12 protein-coding genes are annotated in these 19,792 nt (G+C 72.3%); 2 read left to right on the plus strand and 10 right to left on the minus strand.

All coding sequences use genetic code 11. From position 1 onward, the window contains the following. Positions 1-306 precede the first annotated feature (306 nt). The 4 genes from dnaE to B5F84_RS05705 all read right to left on the minus strand — a co-directional run bounded on the left by dnaE (position 307) and on the right by B5F84_RS05705 (position 11,755). A complete protein-coding gene (gene dnaE / locus B5F84_RS05690; protein ID WP_087321744.1) occupies positions 307-4,137 on the minus strand; it encodes a DNA polymerase III subunit alpha in 3,831 nt (1,276 codons plus the stop codon). Between the two features lie 382 nt (positions 4,138-4,519). Further along, positions 4,520-8,107 carry a UvrD-helicase domain-containing protein gene (locus tag B5F84_RS05695; protein WP_158094496.1) on the minus strand — a complete coding sequence of 1,196 codons (3,588 nt, stop codon included), beginning with the start codon at positions 8,105-8,107 and terminating at the stop codon, positions 4,520-4,522. After that, a complete protein-coding gene (locus B5F84_RS09770) occupies positions 8,104-11,355 on the minus strand; it encodes a PD-(D/E)XK nuclease family protein (RefSeq protein WP_087321748.1) in 3,252 nt (1,083 codons plus the stop codon). The genes B5F84_RS05695 and B5F84_RS09770 overlap by 4 nt, the downstream gene beginning before the upstream one ends. 103 nt (positions 11,356-11,458) lie before the next feature. Next, a complete protein-coding gene (locus tag B5F84_RS05705; RefSeq protein ID WP_087321750.1) occupies positions 11,459-11,755 on the minus strand; it encodes a YerC/YecD family TrpR-related protein in 297 nt (98 codons plus the stop codon). A 152-nt stretch (positions 11,756-11,907) separates the two neighbouring features. On the opposite strand from B5F84_RS05705, the gene B5F84_RS05710 reads away from it, so the two are divergent. Then, positions 11,908-12,774 carry an HAD family hydrolase gene (locus tag B5F84_RS05710; protein ID WP_087321752.1) on the plus strand — a complete coding sequence of 289 codons (867 nt, stop codon included), beginning with the start codon at positions 11,908-11,910 and terminating at the stop codon, positions 12,772-12,774. A gap of 23 nt (positions 12,775-12,797) precedes the next feature. After that, entirely contained in the window at positions 12,798-13,163 is a 366-nt protein-coding gene (locus B5F84_RS05715) for a phage holin family protein (RefSeq protein WP_087321755.1), read from the plus strand. 87 nt (positions 13,164-13,250) lie between these two features. Here the strand turns inward: B5F84_RS05715 and B5F84_RS05720 are convergent, their stop codons facing one another. The 6 genes from B5F84_RS05720 to B5F84_RS05745 all read right to left on the minus strand — a co-directional run bounded on the left by B5F84_RS05720 (position 13,251) and on the right by B5F84_RS05745 (position 19,786). After that, positions 13,251-14,456, minus strand: a complete 1,206-nt coding sequence (locus B5F84_RS05720; protein ID WP_087321757.1) for an Mbeg1-like protein — start codon at positions 14,454-14,456, stop codon at positions 13,251-13,253. Positions 14,457-14,587: 131 nt separating this feature from the next. Beyond that, the gene (fucO, locus tag B5F84_RS05725) at positions 14,588-15,751 is read right to left on the minus strand and encodes a lactaldehyde reductase (RefSeq protein WP_087321758.1); all 1,164 of its coding nucleotides are present in this window, start codon (positions 15,749-15,751) and stop codon (positions 14,588-14,590) included. A gap of 202 nt (positions 15,752-15,953) precedes the next feature. Further along, positions 15,954-16,655, minus strand: coding sequence for a 2,3,4,5-tetrahydropyridine-2,6-dicarboxylate N-acetyltransferase (gene dapD / locus B5F84_RS05730; protein WP_087321760.1), 702 nt, complete (start codon positions 16,653-16,655; stop codon positions 15,954-15,956). 167 nt (positions 16,656-16,822) lie between these two features. After that, a complete protein-coding gene (gene dapB / locus B5F84_RS05735; protein ID WP_087321761.1) occupies positions 16,823-17,542 on the minus strand; it encodes a 4-hydroxy-tetrahydrodipicolinate reductase in 720 nt (239 codons plus the stop codon). Then, complete coding sequence (gene dapA, locus B5F84_RS05740; RefSeq protein WP_204205514.1) at positions 17,535-18,425, minus strand: 4-hydroxy-tetrahydrodipicolinate synthase; 891 nt, start codon at positions 18,423-18,425, stop codon at positions 17,535-17,537. Before dapA ends, dapB begins: the two co-directional genes overlap by 8 nt. Next, a complete protein-coding gene (locus B5F84_RS05745) occupies positions 18,416-19,786 on the minus strand; it encodes a diaminopimelate decarboxylase (protein WP_087321763.1) in 1,371 nt (456 codons plus the stop codon). Before B5F84_RS05745 ends, dapA begins: the two co-directional genes overlap by 10 nt. Positions 19,787-19,792: the final 6 nt, after the last annotated feature.

A 19,792-nucleotide genomic window follows, 5' to 3' on the forward strand; every position in this document is an offset into this window, starting at 1 on the left:
CCCGTATGCCCTCGCTCCTAAGCCGAGATGCCGGCCCCTCGGCCAGACCCCCAGAATCATCGAGCTCGCGGCCCAGGGGGCGGGCCGGGGACGGGGCTCCCCGGTCGGGTCGAGAGGGCACGTCCGCCACGAATCCCGCCGAGTGCGCGCTGGAAAGCTCGCCTCGGCGCGCATTCGTCGTTTTTCTCGTCCGGGCGGACAGAAAACCCGCCGAGTGTACGCTGGCGAGCGCGCACTCGGCGGGATTCGTGGCGACTGCAGAGCAGGCGGCAACTGCAGGGCAGGCAGCGGCAGCGCAGGCGGGCGCTATGCCACCTGGACGTGGCCCTGGCGGCCGACAAGGTCGATCATCTCGGCGAGAAGGACCATGTTGCGGGCGTCGATCCTGGTGGGGAGCTCCATGCGCATGACGTCGCCCGTGGACGACTCCACGCGCAGCTCGACGTGGTCGAGGCCGGGGTAGCGCCCGAGGATCTGCCCCATGCTGTCCATGTAGGGGCGCGTGAGCAGCCCCGCTGGGATGTTGACCTCGAGCACCTTGGGCCGGTTGGCGCGGTCGTCCAGGACAAGCGGCTCGACCGCCATGCAGATGACCTGGTTGCCGCGGTCGCCGCGCTCGAGCTTGCCCTCCACCTTCACGAAGACGTCGCCCTGGCTCTCGCCCGTCTCCTCGTCGACCTCGCCGGCGAGCGCCGCCGCGCACTTCTTGTAGAGCTTGGGGAAGACCACGAGCGTGACCTCGCCCTCCATGTCCTCGAGGGTGACGATGGCCATGGGGTCACCGTTCTTGGTGGTCTTCTTCTGCACGGCCGTGACCATGCCCGCAAGGCGGATGACCTTGCCCTCGGGCACCTTGAAGCGCTCGTGGACGGCGCCGGAGGGGTCGGTGACCTCCTCGGCCACCTCGATGTCGGCGATCGTGTAGTCGCGGTTCTTGGTGAGCGCGTACTCGTAGGGGCGCAGCGGGTGGTCGGAGACGTAGAGGCCGAGCACCTCGTGCTCTCGGGCCAGCTTGACCGAGCGGTCCCACTCCACCCCGTCGGGCTCGGGCACGGTGTTCTCGAAGCCGGAGCCCTCCACGTCGCCGAAGAGGTCGAACATGGAGAACTGCCCGGCGGCGCGCACCTTCTGGCGCTTGGCCGCGGCGTCGATGATGTTCTCGGGGTTGGTCTTGTCGACGAAGCGCATGAGCTGCATGCGGGTGTAGCCGGTGGAGTCGAAGGCGCCCGAGCAGATGAGCGCCTCGACCACGCGGCGGTTGGCCTGGCCGGTGTCCATGCGGTCCACGAAGTCGTGGAGGCTCTTGAAGGGGCCGTTCTTCTCGCGCTCCGCCATGATGGCCTCGCCCACGCCCTCGCCCACGCCGCGGATGCCGGCAAAGCCAAAGCGCACGCCCTCGGAGGTGGCGGTGAAGTCGCGGCCGGACTCGTTGATGTCGGGCGGCAGGATGGCCACGCCCTCGTGGCGGTAGGCCGTGACGTAGTGGACGATCTTGTCGGTCTTGCCCATGTAGGACGTGAGGACCGAGGCCATGTACTCGCGCGGGTAGTGGGCCTTGAGCCAGGCCGTCTGCATGACGAGGATGGCGTATCCCGCCGAGTGGCTCTTGTTGAACGCGTAGGACGCGAACTCCAGGACGTCGTCCCAGATGCGCTGCGCGATCTCCTTCTTGTAGCCGTTGGTGACGGCGCCGTTCATCCAGTGGTCGTAGGTGGTCTCGTCCTTGCCGTCGTCCCAGTGGAAGACCGTAGAGGTGAGGAGCTTGATCTTCTTCTTGGCCACGGGCTTTCGGATGCGGGAGTCACTCTCGCCGGCCGAGAACCCCGACATCTTCATCGAGATCTTCATGACCTGCTCCTGGTAGACCATCGTGCCGTAGGTCTCGCCCAGGATGTCGTCCAGGCGCGGGTCGTAGGAGACGGCCTCCTCGCGGCCGTTCATGCGGTTGATGTAGCTCGTGACCATGCCGGCGCCCAGAGGGCCCGGGCGGTAGAGGGCGATAAGTGCCACCACCTGCTTGTACTCGGTGGGGCGCATGTTCTTGATCGTGGACGTCATGCCCGCGGACTCGATCTGGAAGACGCCGGCGGTGCGGCCCTCGCGCATGAGCTTGTAGATCTCCGGGTCGTCGAAGGGGATCTCGTCCACGTTGATGTCGATCCCGTAGTTGGCCTTGATGTTGGCCTTGGCCTTGGAGATGACGGTCAGGGTGCGAAGCCCCAGGAAGTCCATCTTGAGCAGGCCCATGTCCGCGACCGAGTGCCCCTCGTACTGGGTGATCTCGACGCCGCCCTTGGTGTCGACCTTGGTGGGCACGTGGTCGTTGACCGGCGTGGGCGCGATGAGGACGGCGCAGGCGTGGACGCCCTCGCCTCGGTGCAGGCCCTCGATGGAAAGGGCCGCGTCGATGATGCGGCGGGAGTCCGGGTCGTTCTTGTAGGCGTCCTCGAAGTCGGGCGAGTACTGGTCGGAGTGCTTCTCGTTCTTGTGCAGGGCGCTGTCAAGCGTGAGCTTGGGGTCGTTGTTGAGCATCTTGGAGAGCTTCTGGCCCTGCCAGACGGGAAAGCCCAGCACGCGCGCGGCGTCGTTGATGGCCTGCTTGGCCTTGATCGTGGAGTAGGTGATGACGTGGCAGACGCGCTCGGGGCCGTAGAGCTGGCGGACGTGCTCCACGACCTCGAGGCGGCGCTCGTCGTCGAAGTCCATGTCGATATCCGGCATCTCGGAGCGCTGCGGGGAGAGGAAGCGCTCGAACATGAGGCCGTTGTCGAGCGGGTCGAAGGTGGTGATGTCCATCGCGTAGGCCACGATGGCGCCGGCGGCCGACCCTCGGCCGGGCCCCACGCCGATGCCGTTTCTCTTGGCCCAGCGCACGTACTCCTGGACGATGAGGAAGTAGTCGGCGAAGCCCTTCTCGCAGATGACCTTGTACTCGTACTCGAAGCGCTCGCGGACGTTCTCGCCGCCCACGGTGAGCTCGCGCCAGTTCTCGCCGTAGCGGCGCGCGAGGCCCGTCTCGCACTCCTTGCGGAAGCGCTCCTCGGAGGTCTCGCCGGGGTCGAGGTCCGGGAACTTGGGCAGGTACATGTGGGTCCAGTCGAGCTCGTAGCGGCACTTCTCGGCCACCTCGAGCGTGTTCTCGATGACCTCGGGCGCCCACGAGAAGAGCTGGCGCATCTCCTCCTCGCTCTTGATGTAGAACTCGGTGCCCGTCATGCGCTTGCGGTTCTCGTCGTCGATCTTCGAGGCGGTGCCGATGCAGCTGAGCACGTCCTGGGTGGGGGCGTCCTCGCGCGTGAGGTAGTGGTTGTCGTTGGTGGCGATGACCTTGATGCCGAGCTCGGCTCCCAGGCGCACGATCTGCTCGGAGAGGGTGCGGTCGGTGAAGCCGCCCCACGCGGGGTCCGCCAGGCCATGGTCCTGGACCTCGAGGTAGAAGTCCTCGCCAAAGATCTCCTGGAAGGTGCGCGCCCAGCGGCGCGCCTCGTCCGGGCGGCCCTCGAAGTAGCTGCGCGGGATGATGCCCGAAACGCACGCGGAGGTGCAGATGATGCCCTCGTGGTAGCGACGCAGCATGTCAAGGGTGGTGCGCGGGTAGTAGTAGAACATGTCGCCGGAGGCCGCCTCGCTCATCATCTTCATGAGGTTGACGTAGCCGGTCTCGTTCTTGGCCAGCAAGATCAGGTGGTAGCGGTGCTGGCGCGTGCCCTTCTCGATGCAGTCGTCCGTGATGAAGTAGGCCTCGCAGCCAAAGATCGGCTGGATGAGCAGGGAGGGGCGGTTGGCGCGAACGGCCTCGAGGTCATGGGTCCTCTCCCAGATGGCGACGTCGGAGGCCCACTGGGCGTGGACGCGGTCGTGCGGGCGGGCGTCCTCGGCGTCGGGCTCCGGCTCCTCGAGCTCCCAGCCCTTCTGAAAGCACTCGAGGTCGTGCCTCCACTGGTGCATGTCCTTCTGGCCGTCGTTGTACTTGCGGCACTCCATGTCGAAGTCCGGGATGCCGAACATGTAGCCGTGGTCCGTGAGGGCCAGCGCCGGCATCTCAAGGTCGACGGCGCGCTTCACCATGTCGGAGATGCGCGTGGCCCCGTCGAGGATCGAGAAGTCCGAGTGGTTGTGCAGGTGAACGAATGCCATGGGAAGAATCTCCGTAGGTCGGCGTCAGCTGGGCGTCTGTTTCATGGGACCTAGTCTAGCCGTTTGCCCGGACACAGGACGGCGGGGGCCTGCTCGCCCGACCTGCGGACCTCCGCGTTTGCGCAGGTGGCAACCACAGGAATTCTTCACGACGGCCGGGGCGGCGGGTGCCGGGGGTGCGGGTGCCGGGGGACACAAATGCTGCCGGGTGCGCGCTCGGCGGCGCGCACCCGACGTTTCCCCTGTCCGGACGGACACGAAGGGGCCCGAGTGCGCGCCCGCGGGCGAGAAGGACCGCGCACTCGGCGCGCTTCCTGGCAAGACGGACGCACGGGCATCGGAGAACGGGCGTCAAGGAGACGGGATGCCGGGGCAGGCCCGCTCAGGCCCCCTCGCCAAACTGGTAGCGGGCCACGAGGGGCTCGCCGGGCGCGTCCGGGTCCTCTCGCTCCACGCAGACGAAGGCGCACGTCACGCGCTCGAACCCCTCGGCAAGGAGAACCCCCGCGTAGAACTCGGCCTGCATCGCGTGACGCTCGCGGACCTCCTCGGGCGCGAGGCCGGCGTCGCCCGTCTTGTAGTCCACCACGAGCGCGCGGCGGCCCGCCTCGTCAGTGCAGAGGAGGTCCATCGCCCCCTCGAGGTAGTCCCCGTACGGCGACCCCTCCCTCGGCTGGAAGAACGGCACCTCGGCACGGGCGCGAGGCCAGGAGAGCGCCTCGGCCCGGACCGCCGAGCCCTCCCAGCGCGCGAGCGCCGCGCGCAGGCGCGCCTCGGCGCGCGGGGAGAGGTTCCAGCGTGCGACCTGGGCCGACACGCGTGCCTCGTCGACCGTGCGGCCGCTCTCCACCATGGCCTGCGCGAGCTCGTGGAAGGCCGAGCCCAGGTTGGTGGCACGGTCCGCGTCGTTGGTCACGGGGGCGCCCGCCTCGAGCGCCTCGCGCTCCTCGCGCGGGGGCGTGGGCGGGCGGGTGGGCTCGGGGGCCTCGAGGGCGCGGACGCTCGTGTAGCTGAAGACCCCCTCGCGGGCCCGCCAGGTGCCGGGGACCCGGGGCCGCGCGAGCGCGTCAACCGCATAGAGGTCGAAGGCCGCGCCGCCCTCGGCATCGCCGACGTCGGAGGCGGCGTCACGGCCCTCGCCAGCCGCGCCGGCCCCCCGGTCCACGACCTCGGCCACGTCCGCCGGGAGCTCCCCGTCAAAGCCCGCAAGCTCGCCCGCCGACGACGCCGTGACGCGCCGGCCCTCACCGCTGCCCTCCTGCTCGACGACCACGCAGCGCATGCGCGCCGGGGCCGACCCGCCATAGTCGACGGCGCGCACGCCGGGCACCGGGTCCCAGGCGCCCTCGCAAAGCGCGCGGAGCGCCGCGTCGGCGAGCGCGGAGGAGACGCCCTCCTTGCCGGAGGCCGCCGGAATCCCCACCACGAGCGCCTCGCGGGCGCGCGTGAGCGCCACGTAGAGCAGGCGGGCGCGCTCCTGCGCCTCGGCCGCGTCGTCGGCCGCGCGCAGCGCGAGGTAGCGCGCGGCGAGCGGGAGCGGGCGGGAGCGGTCCGCGCTCTCCTCGAGCTCCTCGGGATCGACGTCGGAGAGCCTGGGGGCCTCGGCCGGGCGCAGCACGAAGACCCGCTCGGCCGGGGCGCCCGCGCCCGGGCCCGGGGCGCCCGCGGGTGCGGGCCCCGTCACCAGCTGCGCGTCCCCGCGCGGGTTGCCCCAGCACTCCGCCACGGCGCAGACGGGGAACTCGAGGCCCTTTGAGGCGTGCACCGTCATCACGCGCACCGTGCCGCCGCCGGCGTCCGCCTCCCCGCCCGCGAGCGAGGCCGGCGGGACCTTGGAGGCCGCGAGCCAGCCGTCGAACTCGGTGGCGGCGCGGGCCGGCCCCAGGCCGAGCTCGGAGGTGAGGTCGCGCACGTAGCGCACCGCGGCGAGCACGTTGGCGGCGCGGGCGAGGCCCTCGGCGCCCGCCGCCTCGAGCCGGGCGAGCCAGCCGGAGTCGCGCACCACGTCGGCCACGACGTCGGCGACGGGACGCCAGCGCACGTCCTCGAGGGCCCGCGCGAGCACCTCGTGCGCACGGGCGAGGCGCGCCGAGGGCTCGCGGCCGCCATAGAACGTCATGTCGGCGAGGCCGCGGTCTATCGAGCGCTTCGTGGGGGCGTCGAGCTTCTCCTGGGCCCGCGTCCCCAGCTCGCAGAAGTCGTTGGCGTCGAGCCCGAACATCTCGCTCGCGAGCAGCGGGAAGAGCCCGGACTGCGTGTCGGCCGGGTTGGCGAGCGCGTGGAGCAGCGCGCGGACGACCTTCACCTCATCGGTCGAGGTGAAGGTGGAGCCTCCCGTGACCACGCACTCCATCCCGCGCGCGCGGATGGCGTCGATGTAGAGGTCGGCGTGGGTGGTCACGCCGAGGAGCAGCGCCATGTCGCCGGGACGCTCGCCCGCGTCGCGGTAGCGCGCGAGGGCGTCCGCCACCTGCGCCGCCATGGTGGCGGACTGGTGGCGGGAGGGGCGGCCCGAGCGGCCCCTCCCCGCGCAGACCTCGAGGTCGACGCGCGGCAGCGCGCGGGCGCGGTAGCCGTCGCGACGCGCGGGGCTGGCGTCGAGGTGCATGAAGTCGGGCATGGCGCCCGCCGCGGACGCGCCCCCGGTGCACACGCGCTCCACGAGCGCGAGCACGTCGGCGTGGCTGCGGTAGTTGGTGTCGAGGCGCACCACGTTGCCGGGCGCCACCTGGGCGCCCCGGCCCCGGAAGACCCCCACGTCCGCGCCGCGGAAGCGGTAGATGGACTGCTGGGCGTCGCCCACCGTGCAGAGGTGGCGCGCGCCCTCCCCCGCGAGCAGGCCGATGAGCTGGAGCTGCATCTCGTCGGTGTCCTGGAACTCGTCCACCATGACGAGCCGGAAGCGCCCCGCGTAGGCGCGGCGCACCTCCTCGTGGTCCCGGACGGCGCAAAGCGCCAGGCGGACGAGGTCGTCGTTGTCCAGGACGCCCTCCGCGCGCTTGACCTCCTCGTAGCGCGCGTCCACGCGCCGCGCCAGCTCGAGAAGGTCGTCGGCGAGCGGGGCCACGCGACAGAACGCGAGCTCGGCGCGGGCGAGGGCGAGCGCCGAGCGCGCCGCGACGACGGCCTCCCTGAGGGCGCCGCGGGCCTGCGGGAGCGCGACGGCGGCAAGCGCCTCGTCGGCGGCCCCCGAGGCGAGCTCGGCCGCCGAGAGCCCCTCGAGCCCGCGCATCGCCTCGAGCGCGGGGCCCACCTTCGCGGCGGCGGCCGCCGTGAGGCGCTGGGCCCCCAGCTCCTCGAGGCGCATCGTGAGGTCGCGGACGGCCTCGGCCACGCTCCGCCCGTCCGCGCGGGCGGGAGCGAGCCCCGCGAGGCCCCCGACGAGCGAGCGGCCCTCGCGCACGAGCCGCGCCACGAGGCCCATCGCCCCGGTGTAGCCGCCCTGGGGCGACCCCGCCCCGAGGCCGAACTCGGCGATGAGGCCCGAGAAGGCCTCGTCCGCGCGGGCGGCGCGCATGACGTCGTCCATGGCACGGTCGAAAAGCGCCGCCTGGCGGGCGTCGGCGACGATCGAGAAGGACGGGTCAAGCCCCAGGTCAAGCGCATGGCGCGCGAGGATGCGCCGGCACATGCCGTGAATCGTGGAGATCCAGGCCTCGTCGACGGCGAGCGCCTGCTCGGCCATGCGCGCGCGGCGCAGCGTCGAGCGGACGCGCTCCTTGATCTCGCGCGCGGCGGCCTCGGTGAACGTGATCACGAGCACCTGGTCGAGCCCGTCCAGGTACGGGCCCCCGTCGGGGCCCGACCCCGGGGAGAGGGCCCAGGCGATGCGCTGGGTGAGCGTGAAGGTCTTGCCCGAGCCCGCGCCCGCCTCGACGAAGAGCGGCTCGTCGAGCGTCTCGGCGATCGCGCGCTGGCGGTCGTTCAGGCCGGTGAGGTCGATCCGCGGCACGAGGTTCTTCTCGGTCACTTCCTGAGCCTCCTCTCGCAGTTGAGGACCGGGCAGAAGAGGCAGGCGTCGGCGTCTTTGGGCGCCGCCTCGATGTCGCCCGCGAGCAGGCGGGAGATCGCGGAGGCGATGGCCTCCTCGCAGGCGTCGAGCAGGGCCTCCATGCCGGACTCCCCCGCTCGGCCAAAGGTCGCCGCGCGCGGGACGCAGAGGCGCTCGGCGCGGCCCCGGGCGGGCGGGCGCTCGCCAAAGACGTTGTCGACGACGTTCTCGTCGACCGCGCCGGCGAGCGCATGGGCGCCCCGCGTGCAGAGGTAGACCGCCGCCCGGACGGTGAGGTCGGGGAAGGCGCGGCGAATCACCTGGCCGTAGATGAGCGACTGGACGCGCCGCGGCAGCTCGAAGCCGGACGCGGGGGCGCCGCCCTTGGGAAAGACGTCGTACTCGCCGGCAAAGCCCGCGTCCGCCTTGTGCTTGTAGTCTATGACCACGGCCTGGCCGTGCGCGTCGACGTCGACGCGGTCCACGGTGCCCGTGAGGCGCACGCCCGCGTACTCGACCTCGGCGCCGCCGCGGCCGAACCCCCACTCGAGGAGGCGCGGCTCAAAGCCGCGGAGCATCCCCGCCTCGAAGTCGAGGAGCGTGGAGAGGTCGCGCCGCAGCACGGAGAGCTGCCCGCCCTCCTGGGCGCTGTGCGCGACGAGCGCCTGCGGCAGCGGCCGGCGGCCGCGCTCGAGCTGGTACTGGTGGGAGAGGTGGGCCTCGAACTCCTCGAGGAGCACCTGGCGGGCCTCCTCGAGCGCGCCTGGATCCGCGACCGAGGAGCCCGGCAGGCGCCGCGTCGGGTCCGCGGCGGCGCGGGCGAGAAGGACCTCGGCCCGGGCGCGCCAGTCCGCGGACGGGGAGGCGAGCGGGCCCTCCCCCCCTGCAGCGGCCTCGGCGTCGCCCTCGGCGCGCGCGGAGGCGCGGGCAACGAGCTCGGCGCGCGTGACCTCGAGCACGCGATGCGCGAAGGTGCCCATCTCGGCGCCCGTGAAGCCGGCGTCGGCGTCCCTCAGGCGCAGGCGGCGCAGGCTGAACCACTTGTAGGGGCACTCGAGGTAGGTCTCTATCTGGGAGGCCGAGAGCAGGGGGCGGCTGTCCTCGGCGCGCACGCCCTCGGGCGGGGGCGAGACGCACGCGCGCTCGGAGGCGTCGATGCGCCCGGCGGGGGCCGGCGTCTCCCGGGCCTCGCGCTCGGCGGCCCGGCCCCGGGCGGAGGCGTTCTCGCGCACGAGGGTCTCCGAGCGCGAGGCCACAGCGCCCCCCAGGGCGTCCGCGACCTGGGCGGGGCCGGCCTCGGCGGCGAGCCCGTAGCAGGCCATGAGCTCGGTCAGCATGACCGAGGGGTAGCACTCCCTCCCGTCCGCGCCAAAGAGCAGGCGCTCCACCACGAGGGTGTCGCGCGGGACGCGCACGAGCGCGAGGAAGCGCGCGCGGGCGGCCTCCATCGCGTGGGGCTCCCCCTCCACGCCAAAGGCGGCGAGAAGCGCGGAGCGCACGTCGTCGGGGGCCGAGACCGCCGACTCCGTCGAGGTCTGCCCCAGGAGCAGGAGCGCGTCGGCGGAGGCGGGCGCGAGGCGGGCGGCGGCGGCCGGGGTCATGATGCGCGCCGTGCAGGAGGCTCCCGGCACGGGAAGCTCGAGGCGCAGGGTGGCGCGGGAGCGCGCGAGCGCGTCGAGCGCGACGGAGGCGAGCTCGACGAGGGGGACGCGGCGGGGGTCGTCCGGGTCGGCCGTGAGCCCGAGCTCCTTCAGGCTCCTGGCGACGGCGAGGACGCAGGAGAGCACGGCGCGGACCTCGGGGGCCTCGGGTGCCCCCTCGCTCGCGCCCTGGACGAAGGGCGCCATGAGCCTGGACGCCGCGGACCCGAGCCGCCCGCGCAGGAGCTCGCGGGTGGCCGCGGCCACCTCGGGCGAGACCTCGCGCTCGGACCGGAGCTGGTCGAGGACCGCCCCGGGCGTGAGGAGGCGGTTGGCGCGCCACTCGGCGTCGAGCCGGCGGGCGCGCGCGGCCCCCAGGCCGGAGACCGAGGAGACGAGGAAGTCGGAGAGCTCGCGCGGGGGCCACCAGGACATGTCCCGCAGCGTCACGCGCACCGTGCCCGCGCGCGGGGCGTCCGGCACGGGCTCGGGCGCGGGCCAGGTCTCGGCGAGGCCCGAGAGGCGCGCGACCGAGCGGACGAAGGCAAGGTAGGCGCGGCCGCTCTCGAGCGCGTCGAGCGGGACGGAGAGCTCGGCGCGCAGGGAGACGCCGCGCGCCGGGAGCCGCGAGGAGAGCTCGCGCCAGGCCGCCGCGGCATCGGGGGCGGCCACGACCACGTCGCGGGCGCCCGCGGCCGCGCGCGACGCCACCTCGCGCGCCACGAGCTCGGGCTCGGCCGAGGGGCCGGCCGGGAAGAGCGCCCGGACGGCGCCCGTGGCGCGCACGGGCTCGTCCACGGGTGAGAAGAGCGCGGCGAGCAGGGCCGAGAGCTCGCCGGCGCGGGACGGGGCGCCTGCGGGGGCGGCCGCCGCGGCCGCGGGCCCCGCGAGCCCGGCGCTCTCCCGGAGGTCGCGCTCCGCGCGGCAGGGCGCCCCCGCCGGCCCGGGCTGCGCCACGAAGGTGACCTCGCACGCCCGCGCAAGGCCGCAGACGAGCTCGCGCGCGGGACGGGGCAGCTCGGAGAAGCCGGCGAGGACGACCGCCGGCACCTCCGCCCCGGCCCCGGCGAGGACGGACGGGAGCGCGGCCATGACCTCGCAGCCCTCGACGAGGCCGTGCGCGGCGAGCTCGGCGGCGTAGGCGGGGAGCACCCCCACCACGGCGCGCTCGGCCCCCGTCACGCCCTCGGGCGCCGGGACGCCCGCGAGCCAGGGCAGGCCCGCGCGGGCGAGGTCGGCCACGAGCGCCGCCGTGCCCGGGAGCGCCTCGAGGCGCGACCCCGGGGCCGCGGCGGCGCGGGAGAGCGCCCGGGCGGCCAGGACGGCGCGCGAGGCGTCGTCCACGGGCCGGCGGCCGTCCCCCCAGACCTCCCAGCGCTCGCTCGCCCAGGCCTCGGGGGTGCTCACCGTGACGCCGAGCGCCATCCCGCCCGCCCGGGCGAGCGAGCGCTGCGCGTCGAGCGCCTGGGCGAAGGACGGCACCAGAAGGACCGCGCGCCCCGTCCGCGAGAGCGCGTCGGAGAGGGCGCGCTCCACCTCGGGGCAGACGAGGCGCTCGTCGGAGGCGGTGACTATGCAAAGGGACATGGGACCTCACAATGCCGGCGTTCTTCTCGCCAGAAATCCTACCCCAGGCACCGGACAGAAACGGGAGACGACAAGATCTGGGGGACGGGCGGGGCGCCGGGGGCTACGAGGCGTCGTCGGAGAGGCGGGCGAGCACCGTGCGATACCCGCCGGCATCGCCGTTCAGGCACTTGGAGACGCGGCTCACCGTGGTGGAGGAGGCGCCCGTGGCGTGCGAGACCTCGACGTAGGAGGTCCCGGCCGCAAGGAGCCGCGCCACCTCGAGGCGCTGGGAGAGGTCCGCGACCTCGCGCGGGGTGAAGAGGTCGTGGAGAAGCGCGCGGGCCTCCTCCTTCGTCCGCAGCGAGACGAGCGCCTCGAGCAGCCGCTCGAGCTCGGCGTTTTCCTGGCTTTCGCGCACTGCTCCCCCTTCGTCGTTCCTCTCGTCCAGAACTTTAGCGCATTAAAGTGCCCGGGCGCCACCCCCGTGAGGCTAGAATTGACGCGTCACGGCGGGCCGCGCGAGGCGGCGCGCCACGGGTGCGGCCGGGGGGGCCGGGAAGCGGGGGGCGCATGAGGGACTATCGGGAGGACACGGGCCTTAAGGGCATCGGCGTCGTGGCGTGCGACATGGACAACACGCTGCTCGCCGACGACGGCTCCATGCCCGAGGGCATGGAGGGGCGCATCCGTGCACTCGACGAGGCGGGGATCGTCTTTGCGGCGGCGAGCGGGAGGCCCCTCTACACGCTGCGCGACATGTTCTGCGGGCTCGAAGACCGGATGGCCTTCATCTCCGACAACGGCGCCGCGGTGGTCCTGCGCGGGAAGGTCGTCTACCGGAGCCTCCTTGAGCCGGCGGTGGTGCGGGAGCTCGCGGAGTTCACCTTGGGCCTGGGCGCGGGGGCGCCTGTCGCCTGCGGGCTCGACGCCTGCTACGTCCGCGAGTGCGACCGCGGCTTTGACGCGGTCTTCCGGCGCTTCTTCCACAGCGTCGCCTATGTGGACACGCTCGACGACCTCTACGAGCGCCACGGCGTGGACGTGAACAAGTTCACCGTCTACCTCCCGGGCGCCGACGCCGTCTCCGTCCGCGACGAGGCCTTCGCCCCCGCCTTTGGCGAGCGGCTCTCGGTCACCTGCGGCGGGGCCGTGTGGATCGACGTCATGCGCGCGGGCGTGGACAAGGGGACGGGGCTCGCCCGGCTCTGCGAGCGGGTGGGCGTCTCGCCCGCCGACGCCGCGGCCTTCGGCGACACGGACAACGACGTCGAGATGCTCGAGCTCGCCGGGCACAGCTACCTCATGGCCAACGCGGAGCCCCGCATGGAGCCGCACGCGCGCTTCCGCGCCCCGTCCAACAACGAGCGCGGCGTCGCCGTGGTCGTTGACCGCATCCTCTCCGCCCGGGGCGAGCGCGCCGCCGGGCGCGCTTCCTAGCCCCGCAGACCAAGGAGGTCATCATGGGTTTCATCGCAAAGTGGCTCGTCACGACCGTTGCCTGTGCCGTCGCCGTCTGGCTGGTCCCCGGGATCGACCCGGTGGGCGGCAGCTGGGTCGGGCCCCTCTTCTGCGCGCTCGTGCTCGCGCTGCTCAACGCCACCGTCAAGCCGGTGCTCCAGGCCCTCTCCATCCCGCTCACCGTGGCCTCTCTCGGCCTCTTCTACCTCGTGGTGAACGCGGCCGTGCTCGAGCTGGCGAGCTACCTCTCCCGCAACATCTTCCACGCGGGCATCGCCATCGACTCGCTCGGGTCGGCGATCGTGGGCGCCGTGGTCATCTCGCTCGTGAGCATGTTCGTCGGGGGGATCGTGCGCACGGACCGCTAGGTCGCGCAGGAGGGAACGACTCGCGCGCCCGGGCGCCCTTGGAGGGGGCGCCCGGGCGCGCTCCTCTCTGCCGCGCGGGCCGCGGGCTCACGGCTTCCGGCCGCCCCCGGAGGCGCCGAGCCTCCCGGCGACGCGGCGCACCACGTCGGCCGCGGCGTCGGCCGCGCCCCGCGCCACCGCGTCGCGCGTCGCCTGCGCCGAAGCGGACGCCAGCTCGCCCACCAGGGAGAGCATCATGTCCCGCGTGCGCGGGTCCACCCCGCCGAGCGCCGCGAGCACCCGCTGGGCCGCGACGGGCCCGGCGAGCACGTCCTCAAAGCGCACGGCCCCGCCGGCGGCGAGGGCGTCGAAGAGCTCGTCGGTGAGCAGGCGCCGGTCCGCCGGCGCGAGGCGGGAGAGCCAGGCGGAGAAGGCCCGCTCGAGCACGAGGCACGCCGGGTCGGGACCCTCGGCCTCGGCAAGGCCCGCCGGGCCCACGACCCAGGTGGTGGGGTCGTGCTGGAGCGTTCCCGAGGCCGAGCTCCGCACGATGGTGCACGGCGCGTCGTCCGAGAAGAGCCGCCCCACCACGCTGTAGGCCGGGATGATGCGCCGGTAGCGGTCTGCGAGCACCTCGTGACAGCTCACCGGCATGACCGAGCGGTCCATCCCCGGGCCGTCGTTGCTGTAGGCGCACGCGATTCTCCCCGAGAGCGCCACCGGCGCGCTCGCCGCCGCGAAGGCCGCGAGGTTGCCGCCCTTGGAGTGCCCGCCCACGCGCACGCGGCCGCCCTCCCCCGCCTCCTCGAGGGCGCGCTCGAGGTAGGAGGCCGCCGCGCACTGGGCCTCCGTGACGTCGAAGCTCAGGATGAAGTCCTCGCGCCAGCCCACGAGGGTGTCGTCGGTGCCGCGGAAGGCCACGTATGTCTCCCCGGAGTCGAGCAGCACCGTCACGGCGGCGAACTGCATCACGCGCTCGCCGTCGCGCACGTCGACGTAGTCGCGCAGCCGCGCGCCACCCAGGCGCGCCGACGCTCCGAGCGCAAAGACGAAGCGCTCGTCGATGGTGGCGAGCGAGCGGACGAAGGGCGCAAGGTCTCCGTCCGAGCGGCCGATGAGCTCGGCGCACGCGTCCGTGAGGCGGCAGGTGCCCTTCCCCGGCCCGGGCGCGATGCCCGTCAGGTCAAGATAGGCGAGCATCGAGAGGACCAGGCTGTCGACGTCGTTGAAGGGACGCTCCGCGAGCGTGATGTCGCCCCGCAGCTCCAGATAGTCGCGCACGTCCGCCACGGCCCACCGCCCCTCTCGCCACATGCACTTATCCTCGATTGTAAGGGAGCCCCGATACGACGGCGCCCGGCGCCTCGCCAAGCAAGCTTTCTGAGCGCCACGCGCGAAGCAGCTTGCGTGCAAAGGGGCGGGGCGCCCCCACGTCGAAAAGGACGCTACGCCATCACCTTGCGGAAGAGCTCCACCACGGCGGCGTGGTCGGCCTCGCGCGGGTTGCCCGGGAAGCAGGCGTCGGCGATGGCATCCTCGGCCAGCTGGTCGAGGTCGGCCTCCACGAGGCCGTCGCACGTGGGCTTGATGTTGACGTCGGCGGAGAGCTGGCGCACGGCGGCGATGGCGGCGTCGGCCGCCTCATCCGCGCTCATGCCGGTGGTGTCCACGCCCATCGCGCGCGCCACGTCGGCCAGGCGCTCGGCGACGACCGGCTTGTTGTACTCCATCGCAACCGGCAGCAGCATGGCGCAGGCAACGCCGTGCGGGGTGTCGTAGTGCGCGGAGAGCGTGTGCGCCATGGCGTGGTCGATGCCGAGGCCCACGTTGGAGAAGCCCATGCCGGCAACGTACTGGCCAAGCGCCATGCCCTCGCGGCCGGAGCCCGGAACGCCGCTCCTGGCCTCGGCCACGGCGTCGCGCAGGTGGCGGGAGATGAGCTCGATGGCCTTGAGGTGGAACATGTCGGAGAGCTCCCAGGCACCCTTGGTGGTGTAGCCCTCGATGGCGTGGGTGAGCGCGTCCATGCCGGTGGCGGCGGTGAGCCCGGCGGGCATGGAGGCCATCATGTCGGGGTCCACGACGGCGACGTCGGGGATGTCGTTCACGTCCACGCAGACGAACTTGCGGACCTTCTCGGGGTCGGTGATCACGTAGTTGATCGTGACCTCGGCCGCGGTGCCGGCGGTGGTGGGCACGGCGATGGTAAAGACGGCGTGCTTCTTGGTGGGAGCCACGCCCTCGAGGGAGACGACGTCGGCGAACTCGGGGTTAGCCACGATGATGCCGATGCCCTTGGCGGTGTCCATCGAGGAGCCGCCGCCGATGGTGACGATGCAGTCGGCGCCGGAGGCCTTGTACGCCTCGACGCCGTCCTGGACGTTCTTGATCGTGGGGTTGGGCTTGATCTCGGAGTAGAGCTCCCAGGCGATGCCGGCCTCGTCGAGGAGGTCCGTCACCTTGGCCACGACGCCAAACTTCACGAGGTCCGGGTCGGAGCAGACGAAGGCCTTCTTATAGCCGCGGCGGCAGAGCTCGCCGGGGATCTCCTTGATGGCCCCGGAGCCATGGTAGGAGATGTTGTTCAGGACAAAGCGGTTGACTGCCATGTGAGAATCCCCCTCGGGTCGCTGCGTGCCGGCTGGCCGGCGGTTCGCTAGGCAGTATTGACCCGCGGGCCCCGGCCGCGGCCGACTTCTCCGCGAGCGGCACGCGCCGTCGGCGACGGTAGGCCGCGCCGCGGGCGCGCCGGCCGGCGCCCTCCGGGGCGCGGGCCGGGGAGGGCGCCGGCCGGCGAGACGTCGGCAGCCCCTAGAGCGCGCGCAGCGCGTCGACGAGCGCGGTCTTGTCGGCGGTCCTCTCGTCCTTCATCTTGATCACGCGCGCCGGGCAGCCCGCCACGACGGCGCCCGCCGGCACGTCCTCCACGCAGACGGCCCCGGCCGCCACCACGGCGCCCGCGCCCACGCGCACGCCCTCGATGACCACGGCGTTGGCGCCGATCATGACGCCGTCCTCCACGATGACGGGCGTGGCGCTCGCCGGCTCCACCACGCCCGCGAGCACGGCGCCCGCGCCCACGTGGCAGTGCGCGCCCACGATCGCACGCCCGCCGAGCACGGCACCCATGTCGATCATGGTGCCCGCACCCACCACGGCGCCGATGTTGATCACGGCGCCCATCATGACCACGGCGTTGTCGCCGATCTCCACGCGGTCGCGGATGATCGCGCCCGGCTCGATGCGCGCGTTCACGCCCTTGAGGTCGAGGAGCGGCACGGCGGAGTTGCGCCGGTCCGCCTCCACGTCCGCGTACTCGATGGCGTCGGCGTTGGCGAGAAGGACGGGCTCGAGCTCGGCCCACTCGCCGAGGACGACTCGGCCCTCGGGGCCGCCGTAGACGTGAGCGCCACCCCAGTCCAGGCGCGCGCCGTCCCGCTCGCGCACGTACAGCTTGACCGGCGTCTTCTTGGGCGCGGTGGCAATGAAGTCGATGATTTCCTGGGCGTCCATGCGTCCCCTTTCTTGGTTCGGGTCCATCCCCTATCTCGAAACTCGGCGAAAAACTGCCCAACACTCGGCCTTCAAATCACATATTCCCAGATAACGTGCGCTGAGCTCTCGAGTGTTGGGCACTTTGCGCGTCGGAATGCCATGTGTTGGGTACCCGACGCCCCAGGTTACCCGAGCATCAGGGCGTCGAAGTCGTAGAAGCCGGGCTCGCGCGCGAGCAGGCGCTCGGCGGCGGCCACGGCACCCGTCACGAAGATCTGGCGGCTCGTCGCGCGGTGCGTGAGGCAGACCTCCTCGTCAGGGCCGAAGAGGTGCACCTCGTGCGTGCCGGCCACGGTGCCGCCGCGCACGGCGTGCACGCCGATCTCGCCGGGGACGCGCGGGCCGCAGATGCCCTCGCGCCCGCCCACCACGGGCCGCTCCCCCGTCGGATCGACGGCGGCGAGCAGGGCCTTGGCCGTGCCCGAGGGCGCGTCCACCTTCTGGTTGTGGTGGGTCTCCACGATCTCGACGTCCCAGCCCGCGAGCGCCTCGGCCGCGACGGCCGTCACGCGGCGCAGGACCGCCACACCGAGCGAGTAGTTGGACGCCCAGACGACTCGGTTCTTCTTGCCCAGGGCGCGGAGCTCGGCAAGCTGGTCGTCGGCAAGGCCCGTCGTGCCGGAGACCACCGCCGCGCCCGTGCGGCGCGCGTAGGCGAGCACGTGCGCCAGGGACGCGGGGGCCGAGAAGTCCACGACGACGTCGGCGGCCGGCGCGACCTCATCGAGCTCGGCAACGTTGTCGACGTCGTAGCCCCCGAGGACCGCAAAGCCGCGCTCGAGCAGCGTCTCGCGCACGAGCCGGCCCATCCGGCCCTCGGCGCCCACCACGATTGCGCTAGCCAAGGATCCCCACCTCCCTCATGGCCGCGACGAGGCGCTCGCGACCGGCGTCGGAGATCTGCCAGAGCGGCTGGCGGTAGTGCTCGCCGATCATGCCCATCTCGGCGAGGGCGCACTTGACCGGAATCGGGTTGACCTCGCAGAAGAGGGCGTGGATGAGCTCGAGGTTCTCCAGCTGCGTGCGGCGCGCGGCCTCGATGTTGCCGGCGAGGAAGTCCGCGCACATCTGGTGCACCGTCGCGGGGGCCACGTCGGCCCACACGGAGATGACGCCCTTGGCGCCGAGGCTCATGAGCGGCACCACGATGTCGTCGTTGCCGGAGAACATGCGGAAGTCGTCCGAGAGGTAGCGGGCGGCCATGGTTGCGTAGCTGATGGAGCCCGAGGCCTCCTTGAGGCCCCACGCGTTGGGATGGACGGCAAGGCGCGCGAGGTTCTTCTCGCTGATGGAGCAGCCGGTGCGGCCGGGGATGTTGTAGAGGATGCACGGCACGTCGACCTTGTCCATGACCGCGGTGAAGTGTCGGTAGATGCCCTCCTCGTTGGACTTGTTGTAGTACGGCGTGATGAGCAGGAGGCCGTCCACGCCCACCTTCACGAGACCCGCGGCCTTGCGCTCGGACTCGAAGGTGGCGTTGGAGCCGGCGCCGCCGATCACGGGGACGCGGCCGGCCACGCGCTCCACCACGCAGCGGGCGACCTCGAGGTCCTCCTCGTCGGTCATCGTGGAGGACTCTCCGGTGGTTCCGAGCACGAGGATGCCGTCGGTACCGTTTTCCAGGTGGAAGTCCACGAGGCGCTCGAGCGCGGGGAAGTCCACGCTGCCGTCCTCGGCAAACGGCGTCACGAGCGCGACGATCGATCCGGTCAGGTTGGTCATGTCCATGTCGATTCCTTTCTCGTGTGCAAGGACAGGCGTGCAAGGGGGACAGGCACTTTCGCACGCCTAGTAGGCGTGCGAAAGTGCCTGTCCCCCTTGCACGCCCCCCTGCACGCCTCCCCCTGCACGAGGGTGGCCAGATAGTCGGCGGGCGTCTCGGCGCGGCGGATGAGCTCGACCGAGCCGTCACAGCGCAGCAGCAGCTCCGCGGAGCGCAGCGCGCCGTTGTAGTTGTAGCCCATGGCGTGGCCGTGGGCGCCCGCATCGTGAACGAACAGCAGGTCGCCGACGTGGCACTCGGGCATGAGACGGTCGCGGGCGAACTGGTCGTTGTTCTCGCAGAGCCGGCCGACCACGTTGTAGCGGCGCGTGGCCGGCGCGTCCTCGGCGCCCATCACGGTGATGTGGTGGTACGCGTCGTAGATCGCGGGGCGCATGAGGTTGGCCGCGCACGCGTCCACGCCCAGGTAGTCGCGGTAGGTGACCTTCTCGTGGATGACGCGGGTCACAAGGGCGCCCGCCGGCGCGAGCATCCAGCGGCCGAGCTCGGAGAGCACGGCCACGTCGCCCATGCCGGCAGGAACAAGCACGTCCTCATACGCCTGGCGCACGCCCTCGCCAATGACGGCCAGGTCGCAGGGGGTATCGTCCGGGTGATAGGCCACGCCGATCCCGCCGGAGAGGTCAACGAAGCCCACGTGCACGCCCAGGCGCGCGGAGAGGTCTGCCGCCATCTCGAAGAGCTGGCGCGCGAGGCGCGGGTAGTAGTCGTTCACCTGCGTGTTGCTGGCAAGAAACGCATGGATGCCAAACTCCTCAACGCCGAGGGCGGCAAGCTCGCGGAAGGCCTGCTCGAGCTGCGAGGGCGTCATGCCGAACTTGGAGTCTGCCGGCGAGCCGATGATGCCGTTCTCGCTCTCGAAGGTCCCGCCCGGGTTCACGCGGCAGCACACCGTGCGCGGCACGCGGCCGCCGAGCGCGCGGCGCAGGCAGGCCACCATGTCCGGCCCGTCCAGGTTGATGATCGCGCCGCGCTCGTCGGCGGCACGGAAGTCCTCGTCGGGGGTGTCGTTGGAGGAGAGCATGATGTCGCACCCGGTCACGCCCGCGAGGTCCGCGAGCAGGAGCTCCACACCCGTGGCGCAGTCGCAGCCGCAGCCGCACTCCGCGAGGATGCGCAGGATCGCCGGGTTGGGCGTGGCCTTGACGGCAAAGTACTCCTTGAAGCCGGGGTTCCAGGCGAAGGCGGCGCTGAGCTCGGCGGCGCGCCGGCGAATCTCGGCCTCGTCGTAGAGGTAAAACGGCGTGGGAAACTCGGCCGCGATGGCCTCGAGCTGCTCTTTGGTGACAAACGGCCGCTTCTCCATGGCGCC

Source organism: Olsenella sp. An290 (genome assembly GCF_002159535.1).
GTDB lineage: Bacteria > Actinomycetota > Coriobacteriia > Coriobacteriales > Atopobiaceae > Thermophilibacter.